Source organism: Phenylobacterium sp. (genome assembly GCF_036263695.1).
Taxonomy (GTDB): domain Bacteria; phylum Pseudomonadota; class Alphaproteobacteria; order Caulobacterales; family Caulobacteraceae; genus Phenylobacterium.
On sequence record NZ_DATAGM010000299.1, the window covers coordinates 1 to 17,416 of the forward strand.

Below are 17,416 nucleotides of genomic sequence, written 5' to 3' on the forward strand. Positions count from 1 at the left end.
AGGCGCGAGCCGCGGACCGCCGGCTCGGCGGTGAGGATCGGGCAGGCGGCGTAGAACTTCGAGAAGGCCTGGGCGAGCTTGTAGGCGTGCTCGGCGATGAAGTGCGGCGCCTTCTTGTCGTATGCCTCGGCCAGGGCGCCATCGAAGGTGTCGAGCAGCAGGGCGAGCTCGCGCTCGGCCGGCTCGGCGATGGCGACCGGTCCGGGCTCGGCATTCTGCTCGGCCGCCTTGGCCAGCAGGGATTTCACCCGCACCGCCTGGTAGAGCAGGTAGGGGCCGGTCTTGCCCTCAAAACTGGAGAAGCGGTCGAGGTCGAAGACGTAGGAGGTGCCGCGGAAGTTCTGCAGGTCGGCGAACTTCAGCGCCGCGACCGCCACCTTGTGGGCGGTGTCCTCGAAGAGTTCGGGCGTGAGCTCTTCGCCCAAACCCGCCTCGTGCAGCCGCTCGCGGGCCTTGGCCCGGGTCATCTCGATCAGGTCGTGCAGCTTCAGGACGCCGCCTTCGCGCGTCTTGAAGGGCTTGCCGTCGGTCCCGTTCATGGTTCCGAAGCCGATGTGCTCGAGGGAGCCCTCGGCGGCGTAGCCGGCCAGGTAGGCGGCCCGGAACACGATCTCGAAGTGGTCCGCCTGACGCTGGTCGACGACGTAGAGCATCAGGTGCGGATCGAAGCCCTTCCGCCGGTCGAGGATGGTGGCGAGGTCCGTGGTGCCGTACATGGCCGAGCCCTCGGACGAGACCACCAGCAGCGGCGGCAGCTCGCGCTTGTCGCCCTGGCGCGAGACCCGGACGATGCGCGCGCCCTGGTCCTCGACCAGCAGGCCCTTGCCGTCCAGCTCGGCGACCATCGGCTCGATCAGCTCGTCGACATCGCTCTCGCCCTTCCAGAGGTCGAAATCGACCCCGAGCGCGTGGAAGTCCCGGGCCAGCGCGACCTGGGTCACCTTTGCGAAATGGCGCCACAGCAGGAAGTAGCCGGGCCGTTTGGCCTGCAGCTCGGCGGTGATCCGCCGGGCGCGACTGCGGTACTCGGGCTCGGCTTTGTTGCGGGCGGCGGCGGCTGGGTAGAGCCGGTCGAGGTCCTCGAGGCTGACGACGGAGAACAGCTCGAACGCCTTGGCCTGTTCGTCAGGGGAGGGCTCGGAGCCGCGGGCGTTCAGCGCCTCGACCGCCTCGCGGATCTCCGGCCGCTCGTCCATCACCGCGCCGATCACCAAGCCCATCTGCAGGCCCCAGTCGCCGAAGTGGGCGTCGCCGATCACCTCATCGCCCCGGAACCGGTAGAGCCGCTTCACCGACTCCCCGATGATCGAGGCGCGCAGGTGACCCACGTGCATCGGCTTGGCGACGTTCGGGCCGCCGTAGTCCACCAGCACCCGCCGGGCGGCGGGCACGGTGGCGGCGCCGGTGCGCGGGTCCTCGGCGATCTCGGCGGCCCGCTGCGAAAGGGCGGCGTCGGAGACCTTCAGGTTGATGAAACCGGGGCCGGCAACCTCGACGGAGGTCAGGCGCGGGTCGGCCTCCAGCGCGCGCGCGACCTCGGCGGCGACCTCGCGCGGATTGCGCTTGGCCTGCTTGGCGGCGGCGAGCGCGCCGTTGCACTGGAAGTCGGCGAGGTCGGGGCGATCCGAAACCGTCACCCGCCCGTACTCGGCGGGAAGGCCAAGGCTCGCGAAGGCGGCGCCGACCGCTTCGCTCAGGCCCCTCTTCAGGTCGCTCATTGCTCCGAGGCGGAGCTCCCGGCCACGGCGGTTCCGACGTTCACGCGGAACCGCTTACCGGCGCGGTTGAACTCGGCCATCTGCGGAGTGACGTCGAAGCCGATCAGCACCTCGAAGTTGGCGCCGCTGGTGGTCATCTGGGCGCGCGGGATGGTGATGCGGTCGATGGTTTCGGTGGCGTAGATGCGGTTCTGGCCGCTCGGGAAGTTCACCGGCAGGTCGAAGTACTGCTTGTCGATGACCACGTCGTTCCGCTTGGTCACCGCGATCCAGTAGCGGTAGTTCTTGGACGAGCCCTGAGCCGTCGGGCCCTTGCCGAGGTCGAACAGGATCTCCATCGAGACCCGGATCGGCTCCTCGTCCTTGTATTCGCACTGGGCCGAGACGCCCTGGATCTCCCCGGAGTAGCCCACCGCAGCGGAGGCCTCGCGGCCGCCCTCGAACTCGATGTAGCGAGCGGCGTCGTAGAGCACCTTCACATAGGGGCAGGGGCCGGCGTTACGCAGTTGGGGCAGGGGGGCGCGGGAATCGCCCCACTCCTCGGCCGAGCGGCGCTTTTTGGCCGCCTCCTCGCGCTGCTGCTCCTGCTGCTGATCCTGGCGGCGCTGCGCCTGGGCTTCAGCGGTGTCGAAGGAGATGGTCGTCAGCGCCGCGGCGAAGGCGGCGGCGAGGAGAAGAGGGCGGCTCATGTCGCGTCCTGAAGGGGGTTGCGCCGCAACAGGGCGCAGTCGCCTCCTAGTAAAGGCTATCGAATGCGGCCGCAACGCGGCTGGCGGTCCAGCCCCTGCGGCCCTACGTTGCGGGCCATGAACGCCCCTGTCGCCCCGCGCCGTCCGCTCAAGGTGCTGCTCGCCGCCCCGCGCGGATTCTGCGCCGGCGTGGACCGCGCGATTCAGATCGTCGAGCGAGCCATCGAGAAGTACGGCGCTCCGGTCTATGTGCGCCACGAGATCGTCCACAACCGCTACGTCGTCGAGCGGCTGCGGGCCATGGGCGCGGTGTTCGTCGAGGAGTTGGACGAGTGCCCGGTCGACCGGCCGGTGGTGTTCTCCGCCCACGGCGTGCCCAAGTCGGTGCCCGCCGAGGCGAGAGCGCGCCAGATGCTCTACCTGGACGCCACCTGCCCGCTGGTCTCGAAAGTCCATGTGGAAGCCCAGCGCCATTACGAGGCCGGCCGCGAGATCGTGCTGATCGGCCATGCGGGCCACCCGGAGGTGGTCGGCACCATGGGCCAGCTGCCCGACGGCGCGGTGACCCTGATCGAGACGGTGGCGGACGCGATGGCCTTCACCCCGCGCGATCCCTCCAACGTCGCCTTCGCCACCCAGACCACCCTGTCCGTCGAGGACACCAGCGAGATCGTCGAGGCCCTGCGGGCCCGCTTCCCGGCCATCGCCGCGCCGCACAAAGACGACATCTGCTACGCCACCACCAACCGGCAGGAGGCGGTGAAGACCATCGCCGAGGCGTCGGACGTGCTGCTGGTGCTGGGTTCGGCCAACTCTTCCAACTCCCTGCGCCTGGTGGAGGTCGGCCGCCGCTCGGGCGCGGGCCAGGCCCACCTGATCGACGACGCCTCGGGCCTGGACCTGTCCTGGTTCGAGACCGCCCGCACCGTCGGCGTCACCGCCGGGGCTTCGGCCCCCGAGGTGCTGGTCCAGGGGGTGATCGACAAGCTCGCCGAGGTCTTCGACGTCGAGGTCGAGGAAGTCGCCGCCCGCGAGGAGACGGTGAGCTTCAAGTTGCCGCGGGTGCTGGTGGCCTGAGCCGCGCTTGACGCGGGGCCCGGGCGCCCGCAATCGGGAGCCCGCATGGCCGTCTACACCGACATCACCGACGAGGAGCTCAGCGCACTCCTGGGCGACTTCGACCTCGGCGCGCCGCTGTCGTTCAAAGGCATCGCCGAGGGGGTGGAGAACTCAAACTTCCTGCTGGAGACGGACAAGGGCCGCTACTTCCTGACCGTCTACGAGCGCCGGGTCCGCGAGGACGACCTGCCTTTCTACCTCGGCCTCATGCGGCACCTGGCCGAGCACGGCTTTCCCTGCGCGACGCCGATCGCGAACCGCGCGGGCGAGCTGATCCAGCGGATGCGCGGCAAGCCGGCGGCGGTCGTCTCCTTCCTGCCGGGCCTGTCGGTCCGCCGCCCGAGCGCCGCCCACTGCCGTGAGGCCGGCCGGGGCCTGGCCTGGCTGCACGAGGCGGGGGCGGGCTTTGCCATGTCCAAGCCCAACGACCTGGGCCACGAGAGCTGGGCGCCGATGTTCGCGGGCCTGCGCCAGGACGCCGACCGGCTCAAGCCCGGCATGGCCGACCAGATCGAGGCCGACCTCTCGCTGATCGCCCGCCGCTGGCCGCAGGGCCTGCCGGGCGGGGTGATCCACGCCGACTACTTCCCGGACAACGTCTTCTTCCAGGGCCAGGCCTTCGCCGGCGCCATCGACTTCTACTTCGCCTGCACCGACGCCTACGCCTACGACATCGCCATCGCGCTCAACGCCTGGTGCTTCGAGCCGGACGGCAGCTTCAACATCACCAGCGCCCGGGCCCTGGTCTCCGGCTACGAGGCGCGGCGGCCGCTGAGCTCAGCCGAGCGGCGGGCGCTGCCGATCCTGGCCCACGGCGCGGCGATGCGCTTCTTCCTGACCCGGCTGCACGACTGGCACGCCACGCCCGCCGGCGCGCTGGTGCGGCCGAAGGACCCCATGGAGTACGAGCGCAAGCTTGCGGTCCACCGGTCCGCCCCCGACCTCGTGCTGTTCGGAGAGGGCGCATGACCCCGAAGGTGGTGATCTATACCGACGGCGCCTGCAGCGGGAATCCGGGGCCCGGCGGCTGGGGCGCGGTGATGTTCTGGGGCGACACGGTCAAGGAGATCTACGGCGGCGAGCCGGTGACCACCAACAACCGCATGGAGCTCATGGCCGCCATCCAGGCGCTGGAGACGCTGAAGCGCCCCTGCAAGGTCGAGCTCCACACCGACAGCCAGTACGTCAAGAACGGCATCACCCAGTGGATGCCGGCCTGGAAGGCGCGCGGCTGGAAGACCGCCGCCAAGGACCCGGTGAAGAACGAGGACCTCTGGAAACGCCTCGACCAGGCCCGCCTGCGCCACGAAGTCGACTGGCGCTGGATCAAGGGCCACGCCGGCCACGAACACAACGAGCGCGCCGACGCGCTGGCGCGGCGGGGCATCACCGAGCTGCGCAACGCGTGGTAGGCGGGCTAGGGCCTGTACTGCAGTTCAGGGAAGTTCCGCTCCCTGCCCGGACGCTGTCGCCCGCGGACCCTAGTCTCCGTGGCCGAACCTGATGCGAATACCGCCGTTGGCGATGAAGCCTTCGCTAGGGGCCCAGGCATCGACAGTCCAGCGACCATCCGGCGCCCGCTGTGGAAGGACGAGCGGGTCGTACTTCGACTGGCGGACGTTCAGCAGGTTCTCGAGGTTGAGGAAAACGCTGACAGGTCCAAACCGCCTCTCGGCGAGGAAGCCGAGTTCGAAGTAAGGCTTAGAGGTCTGTCGGTAAGGGTTATCCTCCAGCCGCTGGCGTCCGGTGTAGTACGCCTCGAACCCGACGCGGCCGACGTCATGCTCCTCCCACATCAGGACGAGCCCGGCCGTGTGACGCGGCGTCAGCGGGATTGTTCGGCGGCCGATCCCGGACGGGTTCGGTTCGGTGGCGTCGACGTAGACGTAGCTGCCCATCACTGTGAAGGCGTCGCGCCGATAGCGAAGCAGAACTTCAGCGCCGCGTGTCTGCGTCTCGCCCTCGGTATTTTTGAGCCGCACCCGGCGCGGAACCGACGATGGGACGACTTGAACAGCGTCATGGATGTTGGACGCGAATAGCGTGACGGTCGCCTCCACAGGACCGTAGAGGTAGCCACCCTCGACCGACGCGTTCTCGGCCACCTCGGCTTTCAGGCCGACCAACGGGTCGAGCCGGGACAGGCCTGTGGACTCAATTTCTTCGACGAAGGGGGTCGGCGCATAGAACCCGCGCCCCACCGAGGCGCGGAACGTCCAGGGCGCGGGCCTGTAAAGCAGTGACAGACGAGGGCTGAAGTGAGTGCCGTACTCGCTGTGGAAGTCGAGGCGACCACTGCCGGCGAGCGTTAGGTCATCCCGAACCTTATGCTCAACCTGAGCAAAGGCGGCGGGTGTGGTGTAGGTGTAGTCGAATGCCCCGAACGTCTTGGAACGATAGGCGTCCCGCTGGATCGCCAATCCACCGACCCACGCTGTGCCCCCTGACTGCCCCGACAGCGCGGCTTCACCAAAGGCGGTGTCGTGGCGGTCCTCCTCAAATACGTCACCGAACCGATGGCGGTGCTGCTGGCGCACGGCAGACGCTCGCAGGTGGAGCTCGCCTATGGCGGAAGGACGTTCCAAAACCAGGCCCGCGTCGACGCGACGGCTTTCCTGGAACTCTGGGAACGGACTACCGTCGGGAACTGTGCGGCCCGGCAGCGTTCCTCCCGTGCGCTCCTCGCCCATAGCGCCCACGGTCAGCAACGCCGTGCCGCCGTTGTCGCCCTCCCAGAATAGGCGAGGGCGCACAGCCCAGCGATCGTAGCCGGGCATGTCGGCCCAGCCATCCTCGTCCAGGTCCTGACGCGACTGGTGGTGGAGGCCCGCGACGAGGGAGGCGCTCCATGACCGCGACAGCGGCGAGGAACCGTAGGCTGTCAGGTCCTGCCCCTCGCGACTGGTGACGTTCAGGAGAACCTCGCCGAGCGGTTCGGTAGCGGGACGCCGGGACACAAGGTTGATCACGCCACCTAGTGCGGACGGGCCATAAAGAGCCGACGCCGCTCCCTTGATGACCTCGACTTGCCCAAGGTCGGTCGGCGGGATTTGGAGCAACCCGATCGACGAAGCTTGGCCGCCGTACAGCGGCAAGCCATCCGTGAGAAGTTGCGTGTAGCGACCTCTCATTCCTTGGACCCGGACATTGGACGCACCAAGAGCGGGCGAGGTGACCTGCACACGTAGGCCGCCCGTCTCGCTCAGCAGCATCGCCACGTTGCCGGGCCGCATCGCGATCTTTTCCTCGATCTCCTCCCGGCCGATCACCTCGACCCGTATCGGCTCGTCCTGCACTCGGCGACCGGAGCGGGTGGCCTGGACGACGACTTCCTCAACTGCCTCCTCGTCGTGCGTAGCGCCGTCCTCCGCCGCACGTGCGGTCGACGCAGAGGCGGTCCCAGCGACGACGAGGACTGCGAGCGCAGTCTGCGAGTAACGGCGGGAGGCGGTCGAACGACGCACGAGAAATGCTCCGGTTCCGAACTAAGGCGGCTAGCGGCAGAGGTGTGCAAGCTCCGCGGGCGGCGGCTTCGGTCGTGCCGGCGGTACGTGCGCTCCACCTGTATTGCCGACGGGCAGGCGGCCCAGCCATGACAAAATCCCGCCAGCAGCAAGCCGGAGGACTTGGCCACGGATCCCGCGCCAGTCGCGACGCCTCAGAGCCACCCGCACAAGGGGGGCTCTACAGTGAGGCGTCCGCTTCCAGCGCGGCGGCTTCTTGGCTGCTCTTAGTAATCACCTGGACACGCGGTTCGGAGATCGGCGACTCTGCCGCAGGGCAGAATATGTGCGGGGCTAACGTCTAAATGTGCTAACGTAATAATCGTTCAGGACGCCGCGAAGAACTCGCTCCGCCTTTGCGCGGAGCGCCGCATGTCCATCCCAACACCTGATCATCAACGCTTGATACGCAAGCTGAAGTCCATCTACCGCCTGGATCGGGAAGATGAGATGGCGCTCGGTGAGCTTCCTCTGCGCCACAAGGCCGTCGAGGAGAACGCTGACGTGGTGCGGGAAGGTGATGCCCCGAACGAGTGCTGCCTGCTCCTGGAGGGCATTCTCTGTCGCTACAAGATCGTTGGCGACGGCCGGCGTCAAATCTTGTCATTCCACATCGGAGGCGACGTTCCAGACCTGCAGTCGCTGCACCTAGACGTTATGGATCATAGCGTCGGCGCGCTTACCCCGTGCAGGCTGGCCTTCATCCCCCACGAGGCCATGGCCGCGCTGTTGCGCGAGCGCCCGAACCTGGCCGCTGCGTTCTGGCGCGACACGCTGATCGACGCCGCCGTGTTCCGCGAGTGGCTGGCCGGTGTGGGCCGTCGCAACTCCCACCAGCGGGTTGCGCATCTGTACTGCGAGGTGTTTTCGCGGCTGGAGGCCGTTGGGCTGGCGTCCAACCTGAACTTCCCATTTCCTGTCACCCAAGCAGAGATCGCCGACGCGCTAGGGCTCACTCCTGTGCACGTGAACCGGGTGCTTCAGGACCTCAGGAGAGATGGCCTCATCGCCTCGGACGGCCGCTCGCTGCGCATCTTGGACTGGGGTCGCTTGACCAGCGCGGGCGACTTCGACGCGACCTACCTGCACCTTCGCCAGGCCGCCTAGGCGCCGTCCGGGAGAGCTCCGCCCTTTCGGCCATTGCGGCTTGGTTGCACGGATCCGGCAAGGCTGTCAGCGCGCTGCCGCGTACCTTCGCTAAGCTCCAGCGGGCCTGGAACGACGGTTGGCGATAACCGGGGCCTCAATGGCGCTCAAGTCGAGCACGAAGAGGATGAGGCCGGTGTCGTCGGTCACCGTCAGGCGCATCTCGCCCTCGGTCCAGAACTCCCCCGCCCTATCCTTGAGCATGTCGCCCAGGGTCTGGGCGGCCTGTATCCTGGCGGCGTTGTGGTCCTCAAGGTCGATGCCGATGGGGTCGAGCCCGGCTCTGCTGTCGCCGATGTGGAAAAAGTACTGTGGCATCGGGGCCGCTCCCAGAACGGGAGACGTCCCGAACAGGCGCTAAGTTATCGCAATCGTTGGAAGATGCACATCACGTTTGCGCCCGCTACCCTAACCCGCCGGCCGCACCTGCAGGCGCGAGCCGTCGCGGACGCCGGTGACCTGGACACGCTCGCCGGCGGCCAGGACGTAGCCCTCGTCGAGCTCGGCGGCCCACTCCTTGCCGTCGATCAGCACGCGGCCGGCGCCGTCGGTGAAGGCGGCGACGGCGCGGGCCTCCTGGCCGATCAGGCGGGCGACGTTGTCGTTGATGTCGCCGCTGGCCCCCAGCACCGACTTCGGCAGATAGCGCCTGGCCAGCAGCGTCGAGACCAGGGTGAGCACCGCGAAGGCGGCGATGGTCGTCGCGGGGTCCGCGCCGACGATCAGGGTCAGGAAGGCCACCGCCAGGGCCGAGCCGGCCGGCCACAGCAGCCAGCCGGTGCTGGTCGCCACCTCGGCGGCCAGGATCGCCGCGGCCAAGCCCAGCCAGAACCAAAAGGCGTGGGAGAGGTAGAGATCAACAAAGTCCGGCATGGGCGGCCTAGCTGGTCGGAACAGCGGGCCGCCCGCGGGGGGGCGCCGGCGGCGGCGGCGCGCCGCCGACCGCCTTCACCAGCTCGGCGACGCCGGCGATCGAGCCGGTGAGGCCCGCGAAGTCGGCGGGGACGATGACGGTCTTCTGCTGCGGGCTCTCGGCCAGCTTGGCGAAGGCCTCAACATAGCGCTGGGCGACGAAGTAGTTGATGGCGTTGACGTCGCCTCTCGCAATCGCCTCGGAGACGAAGGCGGTCGCCTTGGCCTCGGCTTCGGCCTCGCGCTCGCGCGCCTCGGCGTCGCGGAAGGCGGCCTCTCGGCGGCCCTCGGCCTCCAGGATGGCGGCCTGCTTGGCGCCCTCGGCCCGGGCGATAGCGGCCGACTTCTCGCCGTCGGCCTCTGTGATCACCGCGCGCCGCTCGCGCTCGGCCTTCATCTGCCGAGCCATGGCCTGGGTGATGTCCGGCGGCGGCTGGAGGTCCTTGATCTCGATCCGGGCCACCTTCACGCCCCAGGGGCCGGTGGCGTGGTCGATGACGTTGAGCAGCCGGGTGTTTATCTGGTCGCGGTTGGACAGCACCTCGTCCAGCTCCATGGAGCCGACCACGGTGCGCAGATTGGTCATCGCCAGCTGGGTGATGGCGTAGTGGAGGTTGTCCACCCGGTAGGCGGCGGCCGCGGCGTCCATCACCTGGATGAAGACGATGCCGTCCACGTGGACCACGGCGTTGTCGCGGGTGATCACTTCCTGGCGCGGCACGTCCAGCACCTGCTCCATCATGTTCACCTTGCGCCCGATCCCCTCGACGAACGGGGTCAGGATGCTGATGCCGGGCTTGAGGGTGCGGGTGTAGCGGCCGAACCGCTCGACGGTGAACTCGCGCCCCTGCGGGACGATCTTGATCGCGCCGAACAGCACGACCAGCGCCAGGACGGCCAGAATGACCGCAACCACTTCCACCATCTGACTGCCCCCCTAGGTTGAGGCCGAGCTTAGCGCGGCTCGAACGGGGCGCCTACGTCATCCGGAGGGTCGATGTCGGGGGCGGGGGGGCGGGGAGCGGCCGCGGTGGGTCCGGCCAGCACCGCTGCGAGATCCTGCCCCCGAGCGGCGGCGTCCACCTCGGCCCGGCGGCTCTCCGGCCCGCAGTCGGGGTGGGCCTGGCTCGCCTCGGCGTAGCCGGCGTTGAAGGCGGCGGTCAGCGGCGCGCCGGCCGCCCCGTCGGCCTTCTCGAGGGAGAGCAGGCGCATCATGCGCGAGCGCCAGTACTGGTCCTTCTTGCCCTCGCACGCCTCGCGCAGCGCCTGGCTCTCGCCCAGCACGCGGGACAGGGCGACGAGGCTGCCCTGCCGGCCGCCGCCGTCCTGGGCCTGCGCCGAGCCCGCCAATGCGAGCGCGACCGCCGCCGCCAGGGTTCGCCGCAATGTGACCACGCCTGCCTCCGAGTTGAGCCGAGATTTCGCCGCGGCCCTCTGCTAGGTGAGCCGCATGGTGACGAAAAGACTCCTGACCGCAATCGCCGTCCTGACCCTGGTGGCCGCGCCAATCGCCGCGCCCGCCCAGACCAAGCCCGCCCCCAAGGCCGCCGCGAAAGCTGCGCCCAAGCCCGCGCCGAACCCGGCGTCCGGCCGATTCGACGCCCGCGACCCTGCGGGCCTGGTGGACGTGCTGGCCGCCATGGACGCCAAGGCCGAAGTCGCCCGCAAGGGCGATGAGGAGGTGCACCTCAGCGTCTCCACGTCGGGCGTGGCGTTCGGCGCTCAGTTCGCTGGGTGCGACGCGAACGGCAAGGCTTGCAAGGCGCTCGCCTTCAACGCCGCCGCCGACAAGCGCTCGGCGACGCTCGCCCAGGTGAACAACTTCAACCAGACGTCGATGCTGTGCCGCGCCTATCAGGACAAGGCCGGCAAGATGAACGTGGTCTACGCGACCCTGCTGGGCGCCGGCGACACCCGCGAGGACATGCGGATGCACATCGGCGCGTGGCAGACCTGCCTGGGCACCTTCGGCCGCTTCCTGCAGGACCCGACGGGCTACCTGGCGGCGGCGCCTTAGCCCTACGCCCCCACCGTCTCCCGGGTGCGGAGCCCGGTCATGCGGTCCATGGCCGCTTCCGCCTCGGCCATGATCCGATTCACGATCTCGCCGGCGGGCAGGATGTCGTGGACGCCGCCGGCCGACTGCCCCATGGCGAAGCAGGAGCGGTCGGGGTCGAGGCCTTCGATCTGGCCGCCGATGCCGCCCATCACGCCGGCCTGGCCGGAGAGCTGGGCCTGCTGCGGGAAGGGCTGGATGTCCTGCGGGCGCGCCTCCCACTCCTCCACCCAGCTGTTCTTCTTCACCCGCATCGGCTTGCCGGAATAGGAGCGGGTGCGGACGGTGTCCTCGTCAACCGCCTCCAGCACCGCCTGCTGATAGAGCCCGCCCGCGTGCGCCTCCTTCGAGGCGATGAAGCGGGTGCCCATCCAGACGCCCTGGGCGCCCAGCGCCAGCGCCGCCGCCATCCCTCGGCCGTCGAAGATGCCGCCGGCGCCGACCACGGGGATCTTCACCGCGTCGACCGCCTGGGCGATCAGCGGCATGGTCCCGACCAGGCCGGTGTGGCCGCCGCCTTCGCCGCCCTGGCAGATGACCGCGTCGCAGCCGGCCTGCTCGGCCTTCACCGCGTGCTTCACCGCTCCGCAGACGACCATCACCTTCAGGCCGGCTTTCTTGAGGCGCTCCATGATCGGCATGGGGATGCCGAGGCCCGCGACGAAGCTGGACGCGCCTTCCTCGATGATCACCTCGACGGACGCGGTCAGCGATTGCGGCGAGGCGGCCAGGAGGTCGACGCCGAACGGCTTGTCGGTGAGGGACTTCACCTTGCGCATCTCGTCGCGGATGAAGTCGGGGCCGCGCCCGGCCATGCCGAGAACGCCATAGCCGCCGGCGTTGGACACCGCCGCCACCAGCTCGGCGTAGGACACCCCGCCCATTCCGGCCAGCATGATGGGCTTCTCGACGCCCAGGAGATCGCAAAGCGGCGTGTGCAGGCCCATGGAAGTTCCTCCTCGTACTCTTGTTGAGAAGGAGCATGGCCGCCCGAACGCCGTCACACAACGGCGCCGCGACGGAACTTTCCCTCCCCTTCATGGGGAGGGTGGACGCGAGCGAAGCGAGCGGACGGGTGGGGGAGTGATGGTTCTGCAGGGCGCGAGCCGGCTGACGCCAAACCGGCCCGGGACTCCCCCACCCCGGTCGGCTTCGCCGACTCGACCCTCCCCATGAAGGGGAGGGAAGGGAGCTTACTCCGCCGCCAGGGCCTCCGCCTGCCGGAGGTCCACCGAGACCAGCTGTGACACCCCCCGCTCGGCCATGGTGACGCCGAACAGGCGGTCCATGCGGGCCATGGTCACCGGGTTGTGGGTGATGGCCACGAACCGGGTCTGGGTGCGGCTGCGCATCTCGTCGAGTAGGTTGCAGAAGCGGTCGACGTTGGAGTCGTCGAGGGGGGCGTCCACCTCATCGAGCACGCAGATGGGCGCCGGCTGGGCGAGAAAGACGGCGAAGATCAGCGCCATGGCGGTCAGCGCCTGCTCGCCGCCGCTCATCAGGCTCATGGTCGAGAGCCGCTTGCCGGGCGGGCAGGCGTAGATTTCCAGGCCGGCTTCGAGGGGATCGTCGGACTCCACCAGCCGCAGCTCGGCCTGACCCCCCTGGAACAGGGCCGAGAACAGCGCCTTGAAGTGCTCGTTGATGACCTCGAACGCGGCCAGCAGCCGCTCGCGGCCTTCGCCGTTCAGCTCGTCGATGCCCTGGCGCAGGCGGGCGATGGCGCCCGTCAGGTCGCTGCGCTCGGCGTGCATGGTCTCGATGCGGGTTGCGAGCTCTTCAGCCTCTTCCTCGGCGCGCAGGTTGACGGGCCCGATCGCCTCGCGCTGGCGCTCCAGGTTGAAGAGATGACTCTCCATGCCACTGGCGTCGGTCGGAATGGCGACGGCGTCTTCGGACAGCTTCTGGGCCAGCGCCTCGGGCTCGAGGCCGGAGGTCTCGCGCAGCTGGCCGTCGACCTCGGTGAGCCGCTCCTGGGCCGCTTCCAGCCGGGCGGTGAGGGAAGCCCTGCGCTCGCGCGCTTCCGATGCGGCGGTCTCGGCGGCGCGGACGGCGCGGTCGGCGTCGGTGCGTTCGGCCTCGGCCGCCTGCAGGGCGTCGCCGGCCTGGGTGCGGCGGGCCTCGGCGGCGGCGAATTCGGCGAGCAGCTTCTCGCGGCGGGCCTCGAGCTTGGCCGGCGCCTCGCTGGAGCTGTCGATCTCGGCCTGGACCTTGGCGCGGGCGGCCAACAGCTCGTCCAGCCGGCAGGTCGCGGCCTTGGCCCGGCGGGCCCAGTCGTCGCGATCCTTGGTCAGGGTCTCCAGGCGGCGCACGCGGAGGGTCTTCTCGCGGACCTCCACCTCGAGGGCCATGCGGGCCTGGGCGGCGGCCTCGCGGGCGGGACCGGCGGCTGCCCGGGCGGCGGCGAGCTCGGCCTTCAGCGCCTCGGAGCCGTCTTCGCCGCCGGCTTCGGCCAGCACGGCGGCGAGGGCGGCTTCCACCTCGGCGAACTCGGCCTCGAACCGGCGGATGACGTCGTCCAGCGAGGCGGCGTGGGCCTCACGCCGGGCCGCCTCCCGGTCCAGCTTATCGACAACCAGCCGGGCGTCGGTCACGGCGCGCTCCGCCTGGGCCGGCTGGCGGCGCAGGGTCTGGAGCTCGGTCTCCAGGCTCTGCAGGCGGGCGGCGGCGGCCTTGGCGGCGTCGGCCTGCGCCTTGGCGGCCGGCTCCAGCGCCTCGATCTGGGCCTCCACCTCGGCGAGGCGGTTCTTCTGTTCCAGCTTCACCGCGGCCGGCTTCTTGGCCTCGGCGCGGACGGTGAAACCGTCCCAGCGCCACAGGTCGCCCTCCTTGGAGACGATCCGGCCGCCCGGCGGCAACGACGACTGGAGGCGGTCTCCGTCGGCCTTGTCCACCAGCGCCGTGAAAGCCAGGCGCGCCGCGAGGGCGGCGGGCGCGTCGACCAGCGGGGCGAGCGGCTGGGCGCCCGCGGGCCAGGCGGGCGCCTTCGCCTCGCGTCCGCCCCAGAAGGCCGGCGCGGCCGCATCGAGGGCGGCGTCGAGATCATCGCCCAGGGCGGCGGCGAGCGCGGCCTCGTAGCCGCGGTCGGGGCGGACCTTCTCCAGGGCGGTGGCGTGGCCGCCCTTGCGCTGGGGCGCGACGAGCTGGGCCAGCGCCCGGGCTTCGGCGGTCAGGCGGCCGAGCTGGTCCTCCAGCTTTCGGGCGGCCTCGCGGGCGGCGTTGGCGTCCTGGCCGGCCTGCTGGCGGGCGGCCTCGGCGGCTTCCAGGGCGGCGCGGGCGGCGGCGAGGTCGGCCTCGGCTTTCGCCAGGGCTTCGCGGGCGGCGAGCAGCTTGGGCTCGTCTTGCGGCGCGAGGGCGGCGCGTTCGCCCTTGGCCTGGTCGAGGGCGCGGCGGGTGCGGGCGACGCGGCCTTGAGCCTCGTCAACCCGGGCGGCGGCGGCCCGGCGGCGGGCCTCTTCGGCGGCGAGCTGGGAGGCGAGGCGTTCCACCGCCGCGTCCGACTCGGCCCGGGCCGCCTCGGCCTCGCGGAGCGCCGCTTCGAGCTCGGGGACCTTCTCCGGCGCGGCGGCGACGGCGGCCTCCACCGTCGACAGGTCGTCGGCCAGGCGGGCGAGGGCGGCCTCGGCGTCGTCGATGATCTGGCTCTCGCGGGCCCGGTCAGCGTCGATGCGGGAAAGCTCGCAGGCGAGGCGCTCACGCTCGGCGGCGACCTGCTCCTCCTCGCGCTCCAGCCGGTCCTTCTCGATGGCCAGGCGGCCGAGCACCGCCGCGGCGACGGCTTCGGCCTCGCGCAGCGGCGCCAGCGCCTGATCGGCGTCGGCGGCTCGCGTGGTGGCGGTCGACGCGGCGCGGGCGGTGGCTTCCACCTCGGTGGCGGCTTCTCGCAGCTCGGCGCCGATGCGCTCCACCGCGCCCTTGGCTTCCGACCAGCGCGCGAAAAGCAGGGCGCCTTGCAGGGCCCGGATCTCGGCGGAGATCTTCTTGTAGCGTTCGGCCTGGCGGGCCTCCCGCCGCAGCTTGCTCAGCGAGGACTCGAGCTCGCCCAGCACGTCCTGCAGCCGGTTGAGGTTGGCCTCGGCCGCCTTCAGGCGCAGCTCCGCCTCGTGCCGGCGCGAGTGCAGGCCGGAGACGCCGGCCGCCTCCTCGAGGATCAGCCGCCGGTTCTGCGGCTTGGCGCCGATCAGCTCGGAGATCTGCCCCTGGCGGACCAGGGCCGGGGAGTTGGAGCCGGTGGAGGCGTCGGCGAACAGCAGCTGGACGTCGCGCGCCCGCACCTCGCGGCCGTTGATCCGGTAGGTGGAGCCCTCGCCGCGGTCGATGCGGCGGACCACCTCGATGACCGGGTGGTCGTTGAACGCCGCCGGCGCCCGCCGGTCAGAATTGTCGATGGTGAGGGCGACCTCGGCGTGGTTGCGCGAGGGCCGATTGCCGCTGCCGGCGAAGATGACTTCGTCCATCCCGCCGGCCCGCATGGCCTTGGCGGAGTTGGCGCCCATCACCCAGCGCAGCGCCTCCAGCAGGTTCGACTTGCCGCAGCCGTTGGGTCCGACAATGCCGGTGACGCCCGGCTCGATGCGGAACTCCGTCGGATCGACGAAGGACTTGAACCCGGAGAGGCGCAGTCGCTGGAAGTGCACTCGGCCCCCTTTGCGCGCCCTACTTCGATGCGGCGGCGATCGCCGCGTCGAGTTCGGCCATGGTCATCGCCCCTTCTTTCGCCTTCTTGCCGTTGATCACGAAGGTCGGGGTGAACTGGATGTTGCCTTCCTTGGCGGACTTCTCGACGCGCGCCTGCAGCGCCTGGAGGGCCTCGCGGTCGCCGACGCACTTCTCGAACTGGTCCTCGGACATGCCGGTAGATTGAGCGACGCGCAGCAGCGAGTCGCGCGGGCCGCTGGTCTGCCACTCCGATTGGCTGTGGAAGACCGCCGAGATGACGTCGAAGTACTTGTCCTTGCCGGCGCAGCGGGCCAGCAGCGACCCGGCGGCGGCCACCGAGGCCGGCGGCGTCAGGAACTCCTTGAAGGTGAAGTGCACCTTGCCGGTGTCGATGTACTTCTTCTTGAACTCGGGGAAGACGTTCTCGTGGAACTCGGCGCAATGCGGGCAGGTGAGCGAGGCGTACTCGACCACCTTCACCGGCGCATTGGGGTTCCCCAGGGTCATGTCGCCGCTGGCGGCCGTCCCGGCTGCGCCGCCGGCGCCGTTGGCTTGGCCGCAGCCGGTCAGGGCGAGTGCGAGAGTGGCGGCGGCGGTGGCGAGCGTGCGACGGGTAAGATGCGGCATGGCGAGGCTCTGCAGTCCTGAATGAATGATTAAAGCGCGATTCTTTGCGCGCGGCCCCATTGGCCAGGTTGCCGCAGGAAAGGCGGTTGCGGGCGCAAGTCAACAGCGGCCCTCTCGGGATCACCCCTTCCGCAGGATGTTCCGTCCGAGCTCTTCGAGCGCCTTCTTGAGCGGGCCGTCGGGCGCATCGGCGAGGCTGTGCTTCAGCTCCGCCTCTTTGGCCGCGTCGAGGGGGGCGGCGCGGCGGTTCTGCGGGCGGGGCGCGGCGGCCGCGGCGGCGACAGGGCGCAGCGGGCCCTGAACGATGCGCAGGCGGCCGATCGCGCCGGTCCCCAGGAACAGGTTCACCCGTGAGACGATCTCGTTCGCCTGGTGCTGGATAAGGGCGGCGGCGGGGCCGTCGACGCGGATCTCCAGGGTCGAGGGCTGGCCTTGCCGGCCTTTGATCACCTTCACCGGCTCGCAGCGGCGGGCGATCTGCTCGCCGACGATCTCGCGCCAGCGAGCCTGCAGCGCCTGCGGCCCCTGTCCGAACTTGGCGTCGAGCGCCTTGAGGGTCGAGCTCAGCATCCGCCCCGCCGGCGGCGGCGGTCGCCGCGCCGGGCGCGTCCGCTTGGTCGCCAGGATCATTATGGCGTCCTGGGTCGAGGGAAGGCTGCGCCGCGACATGGCGTCCATCATAGCGCGAATTGGCCGTCTCAAGGGGAGGGGCTTTCGCCGCACCTTGCGGTGGTGGCGCCCGCGTTCGGCGGAGCGCTAAGAGGAGCCGTGGACGTCGCCGCCCTCCGATCCGGATTGCTCGCCTGGTACGACACTCAGGCCCGTTCGCTGCCGTGGCGCGTGGGGCCGCACGATCGGGCCGCCGGGGTTGCGCCCGACCCGTACCGCGTCTGGCTCTCCGAGGTGATGCTGCAGCAGACGACGACGCCCCACGCCGCGCCCTACTTCCTCGAGTTCACCCGCCGCTGGCCGACGGTCAGCGACCTG

At 70.2% G+C, this 17,416-nt stretch carries 17 protein-coding genes and 1 pseudogene; 6 read left to right on the forward strand and 12 right to left on the reverse strand.

What is annotated here, in order from left to right; all coding sequences use genetic code 11:
- The coding region (locus tag VHK87_RS12025; RefSeq protein WP_329635133.1) for an arginine--tRNA ligase at nucleotides 1-1,718 on the reverse strand (1,718 nt) is incomplete at its 3' end.
- On the reverse strand, nucleotides 1,715-2,407 hold the full coding sequence (locus tag VHK87_RS12030; RefSeq protein ID WP_329635134.1) for a Tat pathway signal sequence domain protein: 693 nt from the start codon (nucleotides 2,405-2,407) through the stop codon (nucleotides 1,715-1,717). The genes VHK87_RS12025 and VHK87_RS12030, both read right to left, overlap by 4 nt.
- A 117-nt stretch (nucleotides 2,408-2,524) precedes the next feature.
- On the opposite strand from VHK87_RS12030, the gene ispH reads away from it, so the two are divergent.
- From ispH to rnhA, 3 genes are read left to right on the forward strand one after another with little or no spacing between them, the layout of a single operon-like run.
- Nucleotides 2,525-3,484, forward strand: a complete 960-nt coding sequence (gene ispH, locus VHK87_RS12035; RefSeq protein WP_329635135.1) for a 4-hydroxy-3-methylbut-2-enyl diphosphate reductase — start codon at nucleotides 2,525-2,527, stop codon at nucleotides 3,482-3,484.
- A gap of 45 nt (nucleotides 3,485-3,529) precedes the next feature.
- Complete coding sequence (gene thrB / locus VHK87_RS12040; RefSeq protein ID WP_329635136.1) at nucleotides 3,530-4,495, forward strand: homoserine kinase; 966 nt, start codon at nucleotides 3,530-3,532, stop codon at nucleotides 4,493-4,495.
- Nucleotides 4,492-4,938: a ribonuclease HI gene (gene rnhA / locus VHK87_RS12045; protein WP_329635137.1), complete on the forward strand. Its 447-nt coding sequence runs from the start codon at nucleotides 4,492-4,494 to the stop codon at nucleotides 4,936-4,938. Before thrB ends, rnhA begins: the two co-directional genes overlap by 4 nt.
- Before the next feature lie 69 nt (nucleotides 4,939-5,007).
- Here the strand turns inward: rnhA and VHK87_RS12050 are convergent, their stop codons facing one another.
- The gene (locus tag VHK87_RS12050) at nucleotides 5,008-6,990 is read right to left on the reverse strand and encodes a TonB-dependent receptor plug domain-containing protein (RefSeq protein WP_329635138.1); all 1,983 of its coding nucleotides are present in this window, start codon (nucleotides 6,988-6,990) and stop codon (nucleotides 5,008-5,010) included.
- 30 nt (nucleotides 6,991-7,020) lie between these two features.
- Complete coding sequence (locus VHK87_RS19495) at nucleotides 7,021-7,200, reverse strand: DUF3703 domain-containing protein (protein ID WP_414694146.1); 180 nt, start codon at nucleotides 7,198-7,200, stop codon at nucleotides 7,021-7,023.
- Nucleotides 7,201-7,401: 201 nt separating this feature from the next.
- Here VHK87_RS19495 and VHK87_RS12055 point away from each other — a divergent pair, with 201 nt between their 5' ends.
- Nucleotides 7,402-8,136 carry a Crp/Fnr family transcriptional regulator gene (locus VHK87_RS12055; protein WP_329635139.1) on the forward strand — a complete coding sequence of 245 codons (735 nt, stop codon included), beginning with the start codon at nucleotides 7,402-7,404 and terminating at the stop codon, nucleotides 8,134-8,136.
- Nucleotides 8,137-8,226: 90 nt separating this feature from the next.
- On the opposite strand, the gene VHK87_RS12060 is transcribed toward VHK87_RS12055, so the two are convergent.
- The 4 genes from VHK87_RS12060 to VHK87_RS12075 form a co-directional block, all read right to left on the reverse strand.
- Nucleotides 8,227-8,493 (reverse strand): DUF6894 family protein, encoded by a 267-nt coding sequence (locus tag VHK87_RS12060; RefSeq protein ID WP_329635140.1) that lies wholly within the window; start codon nucleotides 8,491-8,493, stop codon nucleotides 8,227-8,229.
- A gap of 90 nt (nucleotides 8,494-8,583) precedes the next feature.
- Nucleotides 8,584-9,048, reverse strand: a complete 465-nt coding sequence (locus VHK87_RS12065) for an NfeD family protein (protein ID WP_329635141.1) — start codon at nucleotides 9,046-9,048, stop codon at nucleotides 8,584-8,586.
- Nucleotides 9,049-9,055: 7 nt separating this feature from the next.
- The gene (locus tag VHK87_RS12070; protein WP_329635142.1) at nucleotides 9,056-10,012 is read right to left on the reverse strand and encodes an SPFH domain-containing protein; all 957 of its coding nucleotides are present in this window, start codon (nucleotides 10,010-10,012) and stop codon (nucleotides 9,056-9,058) included.
- Between the two features lie 29 nt (nucleotides 10,013-10,041).
- The gene (locus VHK87_RS12075) at nucleotides 10,042-10,482 is read right to left on the reverse strand and encodes a TIGR02301 family protein (protein WP_329635143.1); all 441 of its coding nucleotides are present in this window, start codon (nucleotides 10,480-10,482) and stop codon (nucleotides 10,042-10,044) included.
- Nucleotides 10,483-10,537: 55 nt separating this feature from the next.
- On the opposite strand from VHK87_RS12075, the gene VHK87_RS12080 reads away from it, so the two are divergent.
- Nucleotides 10,538-11,104: a YbjN domain-containing protein gene (locus VHK87_RS12080; protein ID WP_329635144.1), complete on the forward strand. Its 567-nt coding sequence runs from the start codon at nucleotides 10,538-10,540 to the stop codon at nucleotides 11,102-11,104.
- Nucleotides 11,105-11,106: 2 nt separating this feature from the next.
- On the opposite strand, the gene VHK87_RS12085 is transcribed toward VHK87_RS12080, so the two are convergent.
- From VHK87_RS12085 to VHK87_RS12100, 4 genes are all read right to left on the reverse strand, one after another.
- Complete coding sequence (locus VHK87_RS12085) at nucleotides 11,107-12,090, reverse strand: nitronate monooxygenase family protein (protein ID WP_329635145.1); 984 nt, start codon at nucleotides 12,088-12,090, stop codon at nucleotides 11,107-11,109.
- A 246-nt stretch (nucleotides 12,091-12,336) separates the two neighbouring features.
- Entirely contained in the window at nucleotides 12,337-15,780 is a 3,444-nt protein-coding gene (smc, locus tag VHK87_RS12090; RefSeq protein ID WP_329635146.1) for a chromosome segregation protein SMC, read from the reverse strand.
- A 19-nt stretch (nucleotides 15,781-15,799) separates the two neighbouring features.
- Nucleotides 15,800-16,429 (reverse strand): DsbA family protein, encoded by a 630-nt coding sequence (locus tag VHK87_RS12095; RefSeq protein WP_329635147.1) that lies wholly within the window; start codon nucleotides 16,427-16,429, stop codon nucleotides 15,800-15,802.
- A gap of 120 nt (nucleotides 16,430-16,549) precedes the next feature.
- Entirely contained in the window at nucleotides 16,550-17,098 is a 549-nt protein-coding gene (locus VHK87_RS12100) for a DUF721 domain-containing protein (RefSeq protein ID WP_329635148.1), read from the reverse strand.
- A gap of 99 nt (nucleotides 17,099-17,197) precedes the next feature.
- Here VHK87_RS12100 and VHK87_RS12105 point away from each other — a divergent pair.
- A pseudogene (locus VHK87_RS12105) lies at nucleotides 17,198-17,416 on the forward strand (A/G-specific adenine glycosylase); the annotation flags it as partial.